The sequence below is a fragment of the Paenibacillus plantarum genome, from assembly GCF_013141695.1.
Lineage (GTDB): Bacteria > Bacillota > Bacilli > Paenibacillales > NBRC-103111 > Paenibacillus_E > Paenibacillus_E plantarum.
On sequence record NZ_WHNY01000050.1, the window covers coordinates 39,497 to 56,871 of the forward strand.

A 17,375-nucleotide genomic window follows, 5' to 3' on the forward strand; every position below is an offset into this window, starting at 1 on the left:
TCCTGTTATTGCTTGTCATAGCCCATTATCCCTTAACTGCCGAGCTTGAGAAGCCTTGAATAATATATTTCTGACCTATAAAAAATACGATGAGCAAGGGCACGACGCCTGCTGTGGCGGCAGCCATCATCAAGTTGTAATCCACACCGGCTTCCAGCATGAAGTTCTGCATGCCAAGCGGAACCGTGTATAGCTTCTTGTCCAGCAGGAAAATCAGCGCATTCTCATAATCGTTCCACGTCCATGTAAAATCAATGATCGCGAAGGTGGCCAATACGGGTTTGGAGAGTGGCAGGAACAATTGCACGAAAATCCGGAAATGCCCTGCCCCGTCAATGAAGGCGGCCTCGGATATTTCATGCGGAATGCTCATGAAAAATTGCCGGATCATAAATACGCCGAATACCGTAAACAAGCCCGGGAGAATCAGCGCCCAATGGGTATTGTAAATATGCATCCACTCAAACATGATGAATTTAGGGACAAACAGCACTTGCTGCGGAATCATCATCAGACATAGATACAGTAGAAAAATCGCGTTCCTGCCCTTGAACTCAATGCGGCTGAATCCATATGCGGCCAATGCGGCGAGCAGCGGCGCTCCAATCATCAGAAACACCGATATCTTCAAAGAGTTTAGATAAAAGAGGAGAAATCCGTCTCCCGTGGTCCAGACTTTGATGTGATTGATCAACACCGGGTCAAATGGAATCCACTGAATAGGGTAGGTGAAGACGTCCTTTGGTTTCTTAAACGAGGTGCTGATCATCCAGATCATTGGCAACAGCAAAAGCAAGCTGAACAGGGCCATGATAATGGTATTCAACCCTTTGCCCAGCCGCTCCTTGATCATTCTGGTACTTCTTGCATTCATGTTGCGTCTTTCCCCCTTCCCTAGTAATGGACCCATTTTTTCTGACCTGCCCACTGAATTAGCGTAATGCATAAGATAAGCAGAAACATGCTCCACGAAACGGCGGACGCATACCCCATTTCATAAAAATTGAATGCTTTCTTGTAGGCGAAAATGGAGAATACCGTCGTACTGTTGGCGGGCCCCCCCTGGGTAATGGCATAGATCATGCCAAAGCCCTTGATGGATCCGATACAACCGGTAATCATCAGAAAAAGCGTTGTCGGACTGACCAATGGTAAAATAATAAGACGCAGCAATTGCCCGAACGTCGCTCCATCCATCTTGGCGGCTTCCAGCTGCTCCGAGGATATTTCCTGCAGGGCGGCCAAATAAATAATCATGTTGTATCCGATGCCGCCTGCGATCATCATAATGAGCACCGCATACATCGCTGTATCGGGAGAAGCGAACCATTTGGGAGGCTCCGCTATGCCGACGGATCTTAAGAAGGCATTAATGGGACCGTTTGCAGGCTGAAACAGCACCATCCAGACGAACGCAATGGCGATACCGCTTGTAAAATAGGGGGCGAAAAAGAAGGCCCGCAGCGTCTTCTGGAGATAGACGCGATTGTTTAACATGACTGCGATCAGAAAACCCAGCATAATCGAAATCGGTACAGGGATTAACACCAATAGCGTGTTCTTGACCGATACCGCAAACAAATCGTCTCTCACCATCATCTTGAAATTGTCCAATCCGATAAAATGCGGGGATTCCCCGCTAGCGAATACCCAATCTGTAAACATCAAATAAAAGGAAAACAGGGCTGGAATCAGCATGAAAATCATCATCCCGATAAGATTAGGGGCGATGAATACATAGCCAAGCAACCTCTGCCTTTTCATCCAGTTCACGATCGGCCACCACCTTTCTCTCTAATATGGGTTTATGCCAAAGGAGAAGACCGGCACGTTTCTTCCTGCCTCTCCTTTCGCTTTCCCGTCTCCTATTTTTTGGCCGCTTGCAAGTTCTCGTTATGCACACGCGCCAGTTCCTTCGCACCTTCTTCGGGAGTCAGCTTCTGAGTGAAAACCTTGTCATAGATGACCTGCTGCTCGATTCCTGTTTTCTTGTCCAGACGGCTTAATCCAAGCGGAAGACTTCCGAACATAACCCGCTTGATGGAATCAATGTCATAGGTATTCTCCACGCCTTTGAACATGAGAGCGATTGCCTCATCTGCGGGGAAGTCCTTGGATGATGGCACTCTTCCGCCTGCCGCCATCGGCAGCATCCCCATATCCGAATACCACTTCATAAATTTCCAGGCTGCTTCCGGCTTCTTGGTACGGGGATTGATGGAGAGCACATCGCCCAGCCCTCCGGCGTTGATATAGTCTTTCTGATCCTTGTTTACCTTGGGAGCCGGTGCTGCAGCTACCTTAAAGGTACGGGGATAATCCTTCAGATTGTTTGTGGTCCTAAAAATCTGGTTGGTGGAGAACAGCATTGCCGCTTCCCCTTTCACAAACATCTGATCCAGGGCCGGCTTCGAGGTGATCTGCTCCGTATGCGGCATAATGCTCTTGTCTTTGAACATCATGTCCGAATACACCTGAAGGTCCTTGACTGTCAGCGGATTATCGAAGGCCGAGGTGCCGTCCGGTTTAGTCAGCTGTAAATCTTGTTTCACCATGGAGCCATTGATGGGCACATTGAAGTAATAATCGGATTGCGCCGCTCCCCACACCTTGTCCCCCTTCAGCTTATTGGCATAATCCCTGAATTCATCCATATCCCAGTCCGTGGGAACCTTAAGACCCTTGGCATCCAGCATATCCTTGTTCAACCAGACAAAGGACATGCCTTTCTGGGTAGGAACACCGTAATACTTACCATCCACCTTCCACAAGGAGGCGCCTGTGCCCATTTTTTCGTCGACATTGTAGTCGGTGAACTTGCTCAGATCAAGAGCGTTGCCCGCTTTGATCCGCTTCTCATAGAGGCTGAAATCATAGCTCATGTACATGTCCACGGGCTGGCTGGAAATAAGCGCCGTATCCAGCTTTAGATTTCCGGCATCGTCATTGACGAACCGCACGTACTCCACCTGGATATCCGGATTTTGCTTGTTCCAGTTGTCTACAACAGCTTGAGGACCATTCTCAGGCGGCACGCCTCCCCACATGGTAAGCTTAATTGGATCCTTATTCGCTGCAGCACTAGGCGCCGTGCTTGCCGTAGGCGAGGCCGTCCCCTCCGCTTGATTGCTGCCCCCGTTTACACCGCAGCCTGCAAGTGCCAAAGGCACTGCCACAAGTGCTGCCAGCCCTGCTGTCATCCATTTTCTGTTTCTCATCTTACCTGTAACCTCCCTGTAATCGGATGTTTGATTCATCTCAACTATATCAAGCAAGGCCTTTGCTTCTAAGAGGCGAAACTTGCAGGTTAATAGTACAAAACTTAGATATTGTTCTCCCGCCTGAAGGAACTCGGCGTTTGTCCAACCATGCGCTTGAATACCTTGATGAAATAAGCATCGTCGGCAAAGCCCGTTTGAAAGGCGATCTCCTCCACACTAAGCTTGGCATGCAGCAGCAAGCGTTTCGCCTGTTCGATCCGGATATTTTGCAAATACGCGATAGGCGTCAATCCGGTTTTTTTGCCAAACACGGTGCTTAAGTAGTCCACATTGATAGCTACCAGTTTGGCTAAATCCGCAACCCTGATATTTTCCTTGTAATGCTCCAGCATATATTGAATTACCCGGTTCACCTCGGGATGGTCCGTAAAGCTGACATGCTCCTCTTTCAGATGCCGGATATGCTCCCGAATGGTTTGCAGCACATGCGCCAGCAACGATTCATGGCTTATAGCCGAGTTGATTCCTTCATGATCCTCCGACTTCCGTCCTACCAGCATTGCCACGATATGAAGAAGATGGGACGCCAGCATTTTCACTTCCATATGAGAGAATGAGGAATATTCCATAATATCCCACAGACGAGTTACCACCTCGGCGCATTTGGTTTCATTGCGTTCTTCAAAGCAGCGGATCAGCTCGGCTTCCAGCTCCGCGACGGGCGGCAACTTGTGTCGTTCCTTCACTTGGCTTGCTTCACGGCCGTACCAATCGCCGTTCAACTGATTCAGCGCCCGCCGCCAATCCTGAGATAGACGAGCCAAACTGCTGCCGGCAGCTAGTCCAGCAGGACGGTTCGGCTTGTTCCAGCGGGCATGGTCTGCCTTCATCTGAAAGCTCCAGCAAAAGAAGGTTGTCTGTCCCCCTTCATAGAAGGATTGGACCAAGAGATACTCTTCCGTCCGAATACCCGCCTGATCGGCGTCAGCAGGAACCGCTCCGCTTAGCACGGCAATCACATCAAGCCACAAACTACGGAATTTCTCCGCTGCCGTAACCGTTCCAGCCGGATCCTCATGTACCGTTGCGCCTGTTCCCCGAATACCCGACCAGGTACGGTGATACAGAGGATAAAGCGCCTCTCCCGCACCTCGAAGTTCTTCAAGCAATTCCCCCTTGATCCGCGCAAGATTTTCCAACAGCACCTCATCGTTTAAAGACAGCTTTAACAGATAGTTGAAGGCGCCGTATTGAAGGGCATCCCGGACGTAATCAAAATGGCTCATGGCCGTCAGCATAATAAACCGGCTGCGGATTCCCGCCTTCCGTGTTTCCTTCAACAGTTCAATCCCGTCCATGCCTGGCATGACAATATCGGCAATCACAACATCAGGTTTAAGCTCCAGGATAGCCGCCAAAGCCTCCCTTCCGTTACCCGCCTCGCCCGCAACACGAAAGCCGTGGCATTCCCAGTCTACCGTTTCCCTGAGTGCCTCCCGCACAAAACCTTCATCTTCCACTAGTAAAACCGTCCACATGCCCACCATCTCCTTCCTGTGAATAAGGCGTTGCAATCAACAATGGCAGCTGGACGCGGACCAGGGTCCCTTCCGCGCCGGATACAAATTCCATGGAGCCCTCCCGCTTAAAAAGCAGCTGCAGCCTTTCTCTCAGGTTGCTTAGTCCGATCCCGTGTCCGCTTCGCCGAACTGGCCTGCGGGCAGCCACTTCCATGCCGACGCCGTTATCTTCCACCTCCAGAATAAGTTCGCTTCCTTCCGCTTTAGCTCTGACCCAGATGGCGCAGCAGCCTTTGTCCTCGTCAAAACCATGAACGATGGCATTCTCCACAAGAGGCTGGAGGCTAAGCTTGGGAACCAGAGCGTATTGAACCGATTCATCCATTTCATAATGGATGGTGAAATGATCCCGGAAGCGAAACGACTGTATGGATTCGTAGGAGCGCAATAGTTTTATTTCCTCTTTGAGGGTAACCAGCTCAATATCTGAACCTAAGCTTGCCTCCAAGATGAACCCCAAAGAGGTACAGATGCCCGCGATCGCCTCCTGCTTTTCTTTTCTGGCCATCCATTTGACCGTATTCAAGGTGTTCAACAGGAAATGCGGGTTCATCTGGGAAAGCAGCATTTGGAATCGAACTGCCTGCTTTTGCCGCTCCTCCAGCTTAAGCTTGTTTATGAGCACAACGACATCATCAATCATCCGGTTGAAGCTTTCGCCAAGGGAGCGCACCTCGTCCGTTGCACCCTTGCCGATGGTAATTTTGACATTCAGCTTCTTGTCCGATGCTTCCTCCATGCTCCGCTTCAGAACATACAGCGGCCCTGTCATGCGAGTCGACAGGAAGATAGTAACCAGCACGAAGGCGATGACCAGAATGGTCAGAAAGAGGAAAGCAAGTAGCCTTAACCGCTGGATCTCCTGCTGCAGCTCGCTTAAAGGCATTTGACTGACCACATACCAGTCCAATTCCTCCAGATAGCTGTAATTGACAAGAGACAAGGCACTTTCGTCCTCGAAATGTCCTTCCTTCGCCTGTGCAGACATGATCCTTTGCATCATAACGTTGTTGAAAGCCGTTTCTTTGCTTTGCAGGACGATCTCCCCTTGGCCGGAAAAGATGGTCAGATCCTTGTTGGCCGGACTATCCTTTAACGTACTGCGGAACCATTCTTGAATGTTGATGCTGATGCGCGCCAGTCCATAATTTCCACGCAGCTGGTCATCCAGAATGGTGTACAGGCTCAGAAGCTTGCTCCCTTGGCTCCCGCTCACATCATTCCAATCATCGGCCATCCAGCGATAGGGATGAGACCCGCTTTGCAGCTCTTTCTGCCAATCTTGCAATTCTTTCAACCGATTGGTCAACTGGCCATTGGGAGCATAGGACGTGTATACATTGCCCTTACGATCGATAAACCGGAAATACAGCTCCGTCTGATGAAAGAAAAAGCTGTTGTTGATCCCAAACATTTTGCTTTCGATCACTTTCTTACGTTCAAAGGGATCATACTTCTCCGGATTGTCCATAATCTGGATCAAACTTTCGTCCTGGCTCAACATGATGTTCGCCTTATAGGCGAATGCCATCATATCCGTCAAAGATACATGAACCTGCTGCATACGCTCGGACATTTGGTCCATCATGTCTTTCTGGCGAATGGATTCGAAATGCTGAAATAAATAAAAAATAGCGAAGCACAAAGGAACCATCAGGAGGGTAATGTAAGCCATAATAAGCCTGATCTTCAAGGTGTTCGGTAGCAAGCGGCGCCAAATTTTCATCGTAATGATTCACTCCCAAACGTAGTCGGATGTCTTCAATATACAAAACATGACGGAGGCATGTATACGGTCTCCGAAAGAATCGCCGAGTTTCTCGAATAGGCAAAAAAGCCTCTATCATAAGCAAGAGGCGCTTTGCCCATAACCACGGCTGGTTTTGGGTTATTGAATTTGGTCATTCATTCAATTGTATCACGCCAAAAGACGGAGCCAGTAGATTCAAAACTTGTACATTCATATAACAATTCTTAGGAGTTGGAGCATGCCTCACATGGCCGTTATTTCCGTTCAAGGAGATCCTGCATCGACGTATTACGTTTTGACTATAAAAAGGACCTAGCAGACTTCAATTCGAAGTCCGCCAGGTCCCTTTTCTAACACAACCGTTATTTTTTCTCAGCCTTAATCGCTTGATCCGCTCTTGTCTTCATATTCTGAATGGCTTTGTCCAAAGGCTGCACACCCATGACATATTTCTCTGTTTCTTCATTAATAATTTTGGTCATTTCCGGTAAAGCGGTGGAAATCGTTTGAACTGGGAACGTATAATCGCCCTTGATTAGCGATTTCAGAGAATCCACGTTTATTAGGTTTGCTGCATCCCCGACCATAAGCTCAGCCACTTTATCCACATCAATTTTCTTGGAAGATGGCAAACGACCACCTGGAATCATGAGAAGATTGCCTTCAGTTAAGTACCACGAGATAAATTGAAAGGCTTCGTCTTTGTTCGAGGACGTATTATTAATCGACATGAAATCGTTGAAGCCTGCTGTATTCACTTTGCCGCCTTTCTCCAACTGGGGCACAGGGGCAAATATAGTTTTGAACTCATGCGGGAAGCTCTTGGTATCCTTCACATTCCTTAGCAAATGTGTGCCTCCGAAGATCATTGCCGATTTACCGGTCAGCAGCTCATTGGGAGGAAGCAGCTTGTTGGCGATAATTTCCGGCCACTTGACCGATAATCCTTTGTCCTGCAACGCTTTTTGATATTCCAAGCCCTTCTTGACGGCAGGACTGTCGAAGGTGGACAATCCATCCGCGGTATAATAGGAATCCACTGGCTTATTCTCCAGGATGGCAAAACGTACCATATTATCCTGTGGAGCCTGAATAAAACTGCCCTTCTGATCCGGTGTATGCAGCTTCTCGGCAAGCGCCATGTAGTCATCCCATGTCCATCCTTGAGCCGGAATCTTCTCTCCCGTTTTCTCCAAGGCCGTTTGATTAATCAAAACGGAAGATAACAGCTTCATGGCAGGTAAATAATGCGTTTTCCCTTTGAATGGGACGACATTATCTTTACCAATAATATCATCTACATTAAGCTTATATTTGCTAATCAAATCATCCAACGGATAGGTGACGCCAGCGTTCGCTCGGCGATTGTAATTCGTTTCTCCATAGCTAAAGAAAATGTCCGGAGCATCGGAGTTGCTGATAAGCGCCGTATCGAGCTTCGTGTTACCGCTATCGTCGTTAACATAGCGTGTATACTCCACTTGGATATCGGGATGTGAGCTATTCCACTTCGTGACCACATCCTTGGGTCCGCTCTCTTCAGGAATGCCGCCCCACAGCTTAAGTTTGACGGCTTTCGCAGGAACAGCGGAGCTTGCTGCGTTCACCGCAGCGGGAGATGAGCTTGTTGGGTTGTCGCCTTTTGCACAGCCGGAAAGCATCAAACTAAATGCCATTGTTAGTGATAGTGTGGAATATATCGATTTCTTCATACAGGTAAAACCCCTCTCTTACTTGTTTTCATCCGTTTGGAACATCATTAGCATAGCAAAGTGATCATTCCTGCGTAATGAATTCATTTAAGATCTTACCTGTCTTATTTTATCCACTTTTAGTGAATATAGCGCTTACGATATTCTTGCGGGTATATGCCTTCAATTTTTTTAAACAACTTAGCGAAATAATTAGGGTCCGAATAGCCGATCGCGTCCGCGACTTCATAAATTTTAACATTGGGATCCTTGAGCATTTCCCTGGCTTTCTTCATTCGTATACGGATCATGTAATCGATCATCGTTTCGCCTGTTTCTTTCTTGAATAAGGAGCTTAAATACGGTTCCGTAAAATTAACTTCTTTTGCTAAGTCGGACATTTTAAAGGAAGTGCTGTACTTTTCTTCGATCATTCTTTGAACGGCTCTAATTTCGGGTCGAGGCTGATGAACCGTGCTTGCGCGCAAATGCTCGAAGAAGACGGAAATCCAACCAATCAACCACTCGCTTATTTCTTGTATGGACTCAGATGTCCTCACGACATGATGAGGATACTTCCCTTCGTAGGGCTCAATCGAGTAAAGGTCCCCACCTTTATGTTGAAGAAACACCTCGAATTGATGCACAATATGCAGCCAACGTTCTCTTGCTAGATCTGGATAAGGTCTGGGTACTCCGTTTTCTAAATAGGTGCCAGCCATATTCCTTACAGCATTCTGAAGCGCTTCTTTGTCTTGCCGAGCCATCAAATCGAGCCATTCATCCTGTGACGAAATGGGCAAAGCATGATTCACGAACAGTCGTTCTCTATAGCGAATGACACGATTCGAGTCATTGTAAAACCTCTCCAAAAGCGCTTCTTCAGCAAACTTACATGCTTCATGCAGGTCGTATGCTCGTTCAACAGGGGAATAAGTACCGAAATAGACAGACATTTTGAGATAGCGTTGTATACATTCCCTCATCTCCTCAAGCATGGGCTCCTCCCCCGTACCGGATATCATACCGAAACGCCCCCCACCCAATTCCACAATATGTCCTGCCTTATATTTGCGCATAATTTCCCTAAGTATATTCATTACGGAAAAGCGCAGCAGCTTTTCACTCTTAAAGCGATTCTCATCTACAACAGACTCGTATCGGTCGATTCTCATCACAGAAACCGTCCATGGAAATGCCGGAAGCAGATCCGCATATTCCTCTGAGAGATCATCAGCTTCCCTCTTCGAGTATTGCATGGTTAAGAGATCATGCAAATGCTTTTCAATGGTTATTTCTTGGCGAAATTGAACAGATTTCCGATTAAGAAGTATCGTTTCCTCCTGCTTTTTACGATCGTTCTCGATTTCCGCTTGCATTTGCTGCAGCTTGGATTGAAGATCTTCCGGTCTCATTGTCAGCTTCAATATATAGTCGGAAGCGCCAAGCTGTAAGGCCCGCCTTACATACCCAAAATCATTATAATTGGATAAAATTAAAATTTTGATGTGCGGATATAGCTCCCTCACCCGTTCCATTAGCGTGATTCCATCCATATTCGGCATAGAAATGTCGGTGATCAACAGGTCACATGGCTTTTCCGCAAGAATGGTAAGGGCATCTAATCCATCCACCGCCTCGCCAATCAATTCAAAACCGAATTCCTCCCAAGGAATAAACGTCTTGAGTCCGAGCCTCACCAGAAATTCATCTTCCACTAATAAAAGCTTGGTCATGCTGGATCCTCCATCCTGTTCCAAGGCAGCTTGATAACCGTCTCCACGCCGGCTTCCATGCCATTGTGCATAAATAGCCCATGAGGTTCCCCGAAATGCATGCGAATTCGACTTTGAACATTTTCAAGTCCGATTCCACTATATTTCCCTTGCCTGATGGGATCGGATTTCTCAAGAGCATCGTCTGCAAGCATTCTCTCAGACAGCCCTTGACCATTATCTGAAATCGTGACAAACAATAAACCGTCTTCCTGATAAGCCCCAATATGGATGATTAAAGGCATACGGTTACCATGGATAATGCTGTTTTCCACAATAGGTTGAAGGGTGAATTTAAGCATGCGCGCAGACAACAAACTTTCATCGACCTGAATGAACAAATCTATATTATCGTTAAACCGAATTTTTTGCAGTGAAAAATAGTGCTGTATAAAATCAAGCTCATCTCGCAGTGTGACAACTTCGCTCTCCTGCTTCATACTGTAGCTGAGCATAATACCTAAGGAAGTAATCATATCCCCAACGTTTTTAGCACCCGAGAATAAAGCCAGCCACTTAATAGAATTGAGTGCATTAAACAAGAAATGGGGAGAAATTTGGGCCTGGAGAGCATGAAATCTTGCTTCCTCTTTAAGCTGCTGTTCTTCTCGAAGCGTCTTAACCATCTCCTTCAAGCTTGACAGCATACGGTTGAAGTGATGGCTCAGCAGTCCAATTTCATCGTTTCCTCCCGCCAACGCAGGCTTTTCGAAATTTCCGGATGATGCTTTGCCCATTGCCTGCACAAGCGAACGAATTGGCTTCATCAAACGTAAGGTAAAGAAGACATAGATGAGAAGAAAGAATGCGAATAAAACGATGACACTCCATGTCGTTGTGGAACGTACGTTTTTCAACTGCTGCATCCATTGTTCTTGCATGGGGATCCATCGCAATTGCCAACCGGTTGCTTTTAAGGTTTGTGCAAATGTGGATCGTTCCTCTCCCGATTCAGTCTTGTTCCACAATTCCTCCTGTCCCCAAAGCAGACGGTTTTTATCGGATATCAGGAATTGGGCAGGGGAATCCTCCTCTGCGCTATTGGAAACGAGAAACATTTCCTTGATTGGAAATGCGATAAAGACTAAACCATATCCCTTTGTCGTCTCACCTTTAATTAACCGGACCATGGTAATAAAACCACCTTCTTGGTTCCCTTCAAGGCCTTTCACTTTCAAAGAAGGGTTCACATCCCAAGCAGGAGCACCATTTTTTTCTTTGGCTTGTTTCACATAATCCGGCATCACTTTAAGAATCTCTTCGGTTTGATTGGTCGCATAGATGCTGCCATTAAATCCATAAACCGCAACAATGGCATGGTTGTCCAAAATATAGGAAATCAGGTTGTCCATCTTGCTCTGTAGACCAATTACCCTCTGGAAGGTTGGATAATCATCTAAATCTGGCTGCCCCGAACTTCTTAGCAATTGCAAAACATCATAGTCGTTCGTGAGCAAATTCGAAACATTTAACGTCCGATTCAGCATATCGTCGGCTCGATCCGTAACCCGCTTTAGAACCTGAGTTTGTGTGTCGGTCATTTGTCTCATAAATATTTTGTCAGATTGAACGAAGTAAAGATACAACATTAACAAAATAGGAACCACAATAAACAACGTAAATACAAGTAAAAACTTGAGTCGAAGCGAGAAAAATAACTGCCTTTTGTTTACTGTCATTCCTCTCTCCCCTTCGAAAACAATGTGCAATGGCAACCGTCCACTGAACGGTTGCCATAATGATTTATATAGGTAGTATTATAACTCACAGATTACTTTTATAACTAGGTGCTGTTTAATGTTTATACATGGTTATATTTAATATAAGATTAGATCGATTACCCGGACTCTTATTACTGCCACATAAAACAGAAAGAAAAAACGGAGCCGCGTATGCTAAGCGTTCTCCGTTTTTTTAGTTTTCCTATACCAAGCTTACTTCGTTACATTTACAATCATCTTATCGCTAAATGTGGCTCCCGCATAGTTAACAAGCTCAGCTCGATACTCATAGTTGCCTATTGCTCTATTTGTCACGGTCATTACTGATGATTGGGCATTCGATGTATGATTGGTCAGTGCTTCTGTATAGATGAGAACACCGTTCTCATATAAATGATACGCCCCGCCATTAGTTCCCCACCACATGTTCATGCTGACTTTGAAGTTGCCGTCGCCATCCCAGTTATCGCCCGACAGAACTGGTTTATCTGGCGCTGCTTTTGTTACCGTTACCACATGTATACCGCTCGTTGTTGTGCCGAACGAATTGGTAAGCTCAGCATAGTAACGATAGGCCCCATTCATTTTGCCATAAACTGCGGATACTACCGTTTGTGCGTTTGGTGAATTGTCAGTAAGGATTTGCGTATCAATTAAAACATCATTCTCGTAAAGCTTGTAAATTCTACCATTCTCTCCGTGCCACAGTTTCATCGTTACATTGTAAGTACCGTCCAGAAGTCCGGTATCATACCCATTGTCATCGGATAGTACCACTGTACCCGGTTTTGCTTTACTTTTTGCCGCAATATTGTTCACAGTTGCCGTTGCCGTTCCATGATTTCCTGCTGCATCGACGAATTCGAAGGTAATATCGCTCACGTGAAAACGTAGTAAGATCCGTCTGTGAATACGTATATTTGACGGGCAGATCAGTTAATTCCATAGAACCGTTCTGTTGATACGCAAAAGCAATTTCGTAATACCCCGGCTCTGGAGGCGTCCAGCTCCAGCCTGTATCGAGAAATGTCTGTCTCGATACAGGTACTTGTGCTACCAATTTATTGTCAGAATTGTAAGCGTCGCCAATAATGGTATTAACGGAACTCGCTACTGCTCCGGCGTTCAATTGATACACTACAGGGTCCCCCAGATTCCACCAGCTAGCAAATTTATTGCTTTTCAACGTAAAAACAACCGGTCCCAGCGATTGGTTCGACGCTTCCGCTTTCACATCATCGTAGTATAGTTTTCCGCTTGCTGGTGTCGCAGCATTTATGCTGGTATGGGCAATATTTCGAAAATCAGTGGAAAAAGTTGTAATAGGCAACACCAGGCTCAACGTCTTGAATGCGCTTATAATTTAAATAATTATTTTCTTTTTAACCAAGTCCATTCAACCTCCTTGGATTTTTTGCAAATGAAAAAGTTGAGAGTAAGGAAAAATATAGATGGAATTCGTCACCGTTTGATCATACAACACGCTCAACCCCCTTCTATTCTAAGCGTTTTAATTATTGAGCGAAACGCCATCTAAGTTTTAGATGGTTTCCCCGTTGCTTTCATTCTAGCAATCAAATCCTCTTTGGCCTTGATGACGTGATCTCTGGTAATGTTTGCAGCAGCTTCCGCATCTCGATTTTTCAAAGCTTCCAGCAGCATCCGATGATCGTTACTAATATCGGTCCCTCGGTTCGAACCAAATATTTGGCGCATGGTATCAATCAGTCCACAATGTCGATCAATAATGCGAATTGCTTCGGGATTTTGCGCTAGGTTATTGATGATTTTGTGAAAGCTCTCATTAACCTTTAGACATAATAACAAGTCACCTTCCTCGGCTGCCTTTTCGTATTGCTCTTCAATGGTGACAAGTCTGTTGTAATCGCTATCCTTCATGTGAGGTACGCCACTCTGAACCAACATCGTTTCAATCGCCAATCGCCATTCGAATATCGTACATGTCAGATACGAACTTCTCATTCACTTCCCGCACACTTGCTCCTTTATGAGGCAGCAAACTGACGAGCCCTTCCCCTTGAAGCTGCTGAAGAGCTTCCCGAATCGGCAGCTGACTAACGCCGTAACGATTGGATAAATCGCCGATCCGCAAGCGTACGCCAGGTTTAAATTCACCTGATAAAATATCTTGGCGCAATTTATCGCGAACCCGTGAATAAGTTGTTTCATTTAATGCTGATTCTGGCGTTATATTCATCATTTTTTCTCCTCTTAAATGTATTCATTTGATATTTGATATAATGTCATATCTGAGCTAAACATGTAAACGTCATTTTTGATATTTGATCAAATATCAAAAATATAAAGGATCATATAAAAAACGGTAGAAAGAATTCTTCTACCGTTTTTGGTATTCCATTGGGATACGGACTGTACCACTTGTTGACTTCCTTTGTGATATGCTCTTCGCCATTAGTCATTTGGTTAGAAGCACGCGATGAACACCTCGGCTACCTCCAGGTGCTGTTCCTATATATAAATATCCGTTATCGCTCGCAGCCGTAGTTACACCATACAGTGAGCCTTCCGGATCGTGCCAACTTTCAATAAGCTGTCCTTGCGGATTGAGCTCCACAGCAAGCCCATGCTTCGCCGGTGCGCTTGCACCGCTTAGCAGCGACTCCGGTAATTTGGCCATAATACCGGCCAACCATGGGCTACGATGCATCTGATCTATGAAAGAAATACGAGTCGTGAAGATCCCGACCCAGAAATGACCTTGTTCATCACGTGTAATATTGTCGGGAAAGCCTGCGAGATTGTCTGCGAAAATATCAGATGTCCCCTTCTTGGAACCCTTGAGCCAGTATCTGGTCAACTGATAATGATATGATTCTGCCACAAGCACAAAATCTTCATCCGCAGACAAGGCAACCCCGTTCGCAAAATAGAGGCCTTCTAGCAGAACAGTCGTCTGTTTGGTCAATGGATCGTACTTCAGCAAACGTCCATGCGGTTTGTTCTCGGCAATTTCTCTGAAAGTCACACGGCCATAGTTCGAGGTGTCGGAAAAATAAATCGAACCATCCTTGGCAATATCAAGCTCGTTAGCTAAATAGATCGGCTTGCCGTCTACTTGATTGGCCAATACCTCTATGCTCCCCGATGGGTTTATAGATAGCAGTCCCTTCTTGACATCAGTAACGATCAAATTGCCATTGGCATCGAATATAAGCCCATTAGGCGTTCCTTTGGTGTCTGCAAACACTTTGGCCTTTTGTGGACTGCCCTCTGCATCGAAAGCAACCTTGTAAATTTTCCCGTCTGAATCTCCTGTGTATAGCTGGCCTTCCTTATCGAAGGTAATGAATTCAGGGGATTTAGGGGCATCAGTAACAAGCTGAGCAGAGCTGAGTTTGTTGTTCTGTTTCCAAGGGCCCGCTTCCTCAAAAGAGGGGGCCGTCGGCGCGGACCATTTTGCCGGTTCGATCGGTGAAGGAATAAGCAAGAAAATAATGACTCCAAGAAGGAGCACTGCAAGCAGCGATAGCCCCAATATGCGCACTTTACGCGGTGAGCGTTTAGGGCGATTCACGCCTTCAGGAGATTTAACAGAACGAACTTGTGTATTTGGCATTAGAGTGCCTCCTATGTCTTTTAAGTGAGATTTAAATTTGGACTACGATTTTTCCGAAATATTGCTTTCCTTCAGCCAAGAGCGCGAATGCTTCGCCAATTCGATCCAGAGGGAATACACGGTCGACGACGGGATGTAAACGATGATGGGCAATCGCTCGATTCATCTTTTCAAAGTGATCCCGGTTGCCGACTTGACTGCCGCGAACCGTTGCGGCTTTCTGCAAGATGCCCGTGACATCATATTCCGGAATGGTCAAGCCCGATAAGAACCCGACCATACTCAAGGTCCCTCCAATGCGAAGCGCATTTATGGATTTAGCCATCGTTGCCGCTCCTCCAACATCTAGAACATGATCGACGCCGCCAGTCAGTTCTAACACTGCTTTATCCCAATCGGGAACTTCCGAATAATTGATCGTTTGCCATGCACCGAGAGCTTTTGCTCGTTCCAGCTTGTCGTTGCTGCTCGATGTGATGATCGCTCGTGCTCCAGCCATAAGAGCGAATTGAAGCCCGAAGATAGAAACCCCGCCTGTTCCTTGCAGCAGCACGGTATCCCCCGCTTGCAAACCACCGTATTCGATTAGCATGCTCCATGCGGTTAATGCCGCGATCGGCAAGGTGGCGGCCTCCTCATAAGAGAGGTGATCGGGAATATGGACGATTCCGTCTTCATGTAGAACGACGTACTCCGCCGCTACTCCGTTCAGCGGACCTCCCAGACTGTCTTCTAATACCCCCGGTCTTGGGTTGCCGGCAGTAAATCGCTGTTGCAAATTACCCGCTACTCGGTGTCCGACCTGAAACCTTGTTACTCCTTGGCCAACGGCTACAATTTCTCCCGCTCCGTCTGATAATGGAATGAAGGGGAATTTGATTTCAATCGGCATTAATCCGATGAGGATCACTAGATCCCGGTAATTGAGAGAAGCTGCCTTCATGCGGATCAGCACCTCACGGGGGCCTGGCGTTGGTATGTCGAGTTCCGTTAAGTTTAATTCCTCAAAGCCGAAGCCGTTTGTCAGTTGTATAGCTTTCATCGAATTGTCCTCCCTGCAAGATCAGATTGATTACCTGTATTCTTATAATTATTAGTATTGCCGGATCCTCCGCGTGGACGAAGCATGCCTCCAACAAGTCGAAGACCTTGCTTGCGTGTTATGAATCGCGATAACTGCGCCCCGATATAATTCTGCACACCCGGAACGACGTATATTTTCCCTTCCTTCAACGCACGAAGTGCAACCTCTACGACTCTTTCCGGCGTATCTTTCTTTCCGACAGAGGCTTCTTCCGTTCCTACAACATTAAAGAAGCTGGTGTCCGTCGAACCGGGACAAAGTGCGAAGAATTTCACGCCGCGGTCGCGGTTTTCCCACCATAACGCTTGCGTAAACGACAAGACGAAAGCTTTCGTCGCCCCATATACGGCCATAAAGGGAAGCGGTTGAAATCCGGCGGTTGAAGCCACATTAATAACTGCTCCTGAGTTTTTGCGCAACATATTTGGCAAGAACAAGTGCGTCATATCTACAACAGCAGCGACATTGAGCATAACTTCTTCATGTTGACGCTCACCTGACACTTGCTCGAACAAACCATGTGTAGCAAAGCCTGCATTATTGATTAGCAGTTCGATATCCACTTTCAAAAGTTCACATTGCCGATATAACTCGCTGGGTGCACCCTCTTTCGCAAGATCTATAGAGATTACCTCGGCTTTGATGCCATACTTATTTCTAAGCTCATCTGCCAGGCTCTCAAGCTTACTCGTTGATCGAGCCACGAGTATCAAGTGGCTGCCTTGTTTGGCCAGTTGTCTAGCGAATTGCTCTCCAATACCGGAAGAAGCTCCCGTGACAAGCGCCCATTTCCCTTGAATTGTCATAACTTTACTCTCCTTTTAGTCACTATGTTATTATATAGAAACAATGTTACCTATTAGTCAGAAGTAATCCCAAATTCCCAGTGAATTCAAGAATCACCATATCTTTTCCGGTAACAGTGTTTCATTTGAGATTCATTGTAACCTGCCTT

General features: G+C 46.4%; 15 protein-coding genes. All 15 read right to left on the reverse strand.

Going from position 1 to position 17,375, the window contains the following annotated elements:
- Nucleotides 1-25: 25 nt before the first annotated feature.
- Nucleotides 26-874, reverse strand: a complete 849-nt coding sequence (locus tag GC096_RS16355; RefSeq protein WP_246302786.1) for a carbohydrate ABC transporter permease — start codon at nucleotides 872-874, stop codon at nucleotides 26-28.
- A gap of 20 nt (nucleotides 875-894) precedes the next feature.
- Complete coding sequence (locus tag GC096_RS16360; RefSeq protein WP_171631650.1) at nucleotides 895-1,764, reverse strand: carbohydrate ABC transporter permease; 870 nt, start codon at nucleotides 1,762-1,764, stop codon at nucleotides 895-897.
- A 101-nt stretch (nucleotides 1,765-1,865) separates the two neighbouring features.
- Nucleotides 1,866-3,218, reverse strand: coding sequence for an ABC transporter substrate-binding protein (locus tag GC096_RS16365; RefSeq protein WP_171631622.1), 1,353 nt, complete (start codon nucleotides 3,216-3,218; stop codon nucleotides 1,866-1,868).
- A 104-nt stretch (nucleotides 3,219-3,322) separates the two neighbouring features.
- Nucleotides 3,323-4,759 (reverse strand): helix-turn-helix domain-containing protein, encoded by a 1,437-nt coding sequence (locus GC096_RS16370; protein ID WP_171631624.1) that lies wholly within the window; start codon nucleotides 4,757-4,759, stop codon nucleotides 3,323-3,325.
- Nucleotides 4,731-6,527, reverse strand: coding sequence for a cache domain-containing sensor histidine kinase (locus tag GC096_RS16375; RefSeq protein ID WP_171631625.1), 1,797 nt, complete (start codon nucleotides 6,525-6,527; stop codon nucleotides 4,731-4,733). The genes GC096_RS16370 and GC096_RS16375 overlap by 29 nt, the downstream gene beginning before the upstream one ends.
- A 386-nt stretch (nucleotides 6,528-6,913) precedes the next feature.
- Entirely contained in the window at nucleotides 6,914-8,263 is a 1,350-nt protein-coding gene (locus tag GC096_RS16380; protein WP_171631626.1) for an ABC transporter substrate-binding protein, read from the reverse strand.
- 119 nt (nucleotides 8,264-8,382) lie between these two features.
- Nucleotides 8,383-9,978: a response regulator gene (locus tag GC096_RS16385; protein ID WP_171631628.1), complete on the reverse strand. Its 1,596-nt coding sequence runs from the start codon at nucleotides 9,976-9,978 to the stop codon at nucleotides 8,383-8,385.
- Nucleotides 9,975-11,696, reverse strand: a complete 1,722-nt coding sequence (locus GC096_RS16390) for a histidine kinase (protein WP_171631629.1) — start codon at nucleotides 11,694-11,696, stop codon at nucleotides 9,975-9,977. Before GC096_RS16390 ends, GC096_RS16385 begins: the two co-directional genes overlap by 4 nt.
- Before the next feature lie 255 nt (nucleotides 11,697-11,951).
- The gene (locus GC096_RS16395) at nucleotides 11,952-12,620 is read right to left on the reverse strand and encodes an early set domain-containing protein (RefSeq protein WP_171631631.1); all 669 of its coding nucleotides are present in this window, start codon (nucleotides 12,618-12,620) and stop codon (nucleotides 11,952-11,954) included.
- Nucleotides 12,532-13,071 carry a carbohydrate-binding protein gene (locus GC096_RS16400; protein ID WP_171631632.1) on the reverse strand — a complete coding sequence of 180 codons (540 nt, stop codon included), beginning with the start codon at nucleotides 13,069-13,071 and terminating at the stop codon, nucleotides 12,532-12,534. Before GC096_RS16400 ends, GC096_RS16395 begins: the two co-directional genes overlap by 89 nt.
- Before the next feature lie 200 nt (nucleotides 13,072-13,271).
- Nucleotides 13,272-13,721, reverse strand: a complete 450-nt coding sequence (locus tag GC096_RS16405; protein ID WP_171631633.1) for a GntR family transcriptional regulator — start codon at nucleotides 13,719-13,721, stop codon at nucleotides 13,272-13,274.
- Nucleotides 13,669-13,959, reverse strand: a complete 291-nt coding sequence (locus GC096_RS16410) for a GntR family transcriptional regulator (RefSeq protein WP_171631635.1) — start codon at nucleotides 13,957-13,959, stop codon at nucleotides 13,669-13,671. The genes GC096_RS16405 and GC096_RS16410 overlap by 53 nt, the downstream gene beginning before the upstream one ends.
- A 216-nt stretch (nucleotides 13,960-14,175) precedes the next feature.
- Entirely contained in the window at nucleotides 14,176-15,336 is a 1,161-nt protein-coding gene (locus tag GC096_RS16415) for an SMP-30/gluconolactonase/LRE family protein (RefSeq protein WP_171631636.1), read from the reverse strand.
- A 31-nt stretch (nucleotides 15,337-15,367) separates the two neighbouring features.
- Nucleotides 15,368-16,378 (reverse strand): zinc-dependent alcohol dehydrogenase family protein, encoded by a 1,011-nt coding sequence (locus GC096_RS16420; protein ID WP_171631638.1) that lies wholly within the window; start codon nucleotides 16,376-16,378, stop codon nucleotides 15,368-15,370.
- On the reverse strand, nucleotides 16,375-17,226 hold the full coding sequence (locus tag GC096_RS16425; RefSeq protein WP_171631639.1) for an SDR family NAD(P)-dependent oxidoreductase: 852 nt from the start codon (nucleotides 17,224-17,226) through the stop codon (nucleotides 16,375-16,377). Before GC096_RS16425 ends, GC096_RS16420 begins: the two co-directional genes overlap by 4 nt.
- Between the last annotated feature and the right edge of the window lie 149 nt (nucleotides 17,227-17,375).

What these genes read in the sequence shown, in the direction of transcription:
- GC096_RS16425 (WP_171631639.1), bottom strand. Translation starts at nt 17,226, where the DNA reads ATGACAATTCAAGGGAAATGGGCGCTTGTCACGGGAGCTTCTTCCGGT.
- GC096_RS16415 (WP_171631636.1), bottom strand. Translation starts at nt 15,336, where the DNA reads ATGCCAAATACACAAGTTCGTTCTGTTAAATCTCCTGAAGGCGTGAAT.
- GC096_RS16380 (WP_171631626.1), bottom strand. Translation starts at nt 8,263, where the DNA reads ATGAAGAAATCGATATATTCCACACTATCACTAACAATGGCATTTAGT.
- GC096_RS16375 (WP_171631625.1), bottom strand. Translation starts at nt 6,527, where the DNA reads ATGAAAATTTGGCGCCGCTTGCTACCGAACACCTTGAAGATCAGGCTT.
- GC096_RS16370 (WP_171631624.1), bottom strand. Translation starts at nt 4,759, where the DNA reads ATGTGGACGGTTTTACTAGTGGAAGATGAAGGTTTTGTGCGGGAGGCA.
- GC096_RS16390 (WP_171631629.1), bottom strand. Translation starts at nt 11,696, where the DNA reads ATGACAGTAAACAAAAGGCAGTTATTTTTCTCGCTTCGACTCAAGTTT.
- GC096_RS16405 (WP_171631633.1), bottom strand. Translation starts at nt 13,721, where the DNA reads ATGAGAAGTTCGTATCTGACATGTACGATATTCGAATGGCGATTGGCG.
- GC096_RS16360 (WP_171631650.1), bottom strand. Translation starts at nt 1,764, where the DNA reads ATGAAAAGGCAGAGGTTGCTTGGCTATGTATTCATCGCCCCTAATCTT.
- GC096_RS16420 (WP_171631638.1), bottom strand. Translation starts at nt 16,378, where the DNA reads ATGAAAGCTATACAACTGACAAACGGCTTCGGCTTTGAGGAATTAAAC.
- GC096_RS16385 (WP_171631628.1), bottom strand. Translation starts at nt 9,978, where the DNA reads ATGACCAAGCTTTTATTAGTGGAAGATGAATTTCTGGTGAGGCTCGGA.
- GC096_RS16365 (WP_171631622.1), bottom strand. Translation starts at nt 3,218, where the DNA reads ATGAGAAACAGAAAATGGATGACAGCAGGGCTGGCAGCACTTGTGGCA.
- GC096_RS16355 (WP_246302786.1), bottom strand. Translation starts at nt 874, where the DNA reads ATGAATGCAAGAAGTACCAGAATGATCAAGGAGCGGCTGGGCAAAGGG.
- GC096_RS16410 (WP_171631635.1), bottom strand. Translation starts at nt 13,959, where the DNA reads ATGATGAATATAACGCCAGAATCAGCATTAAATGAAACAACTTATTCA.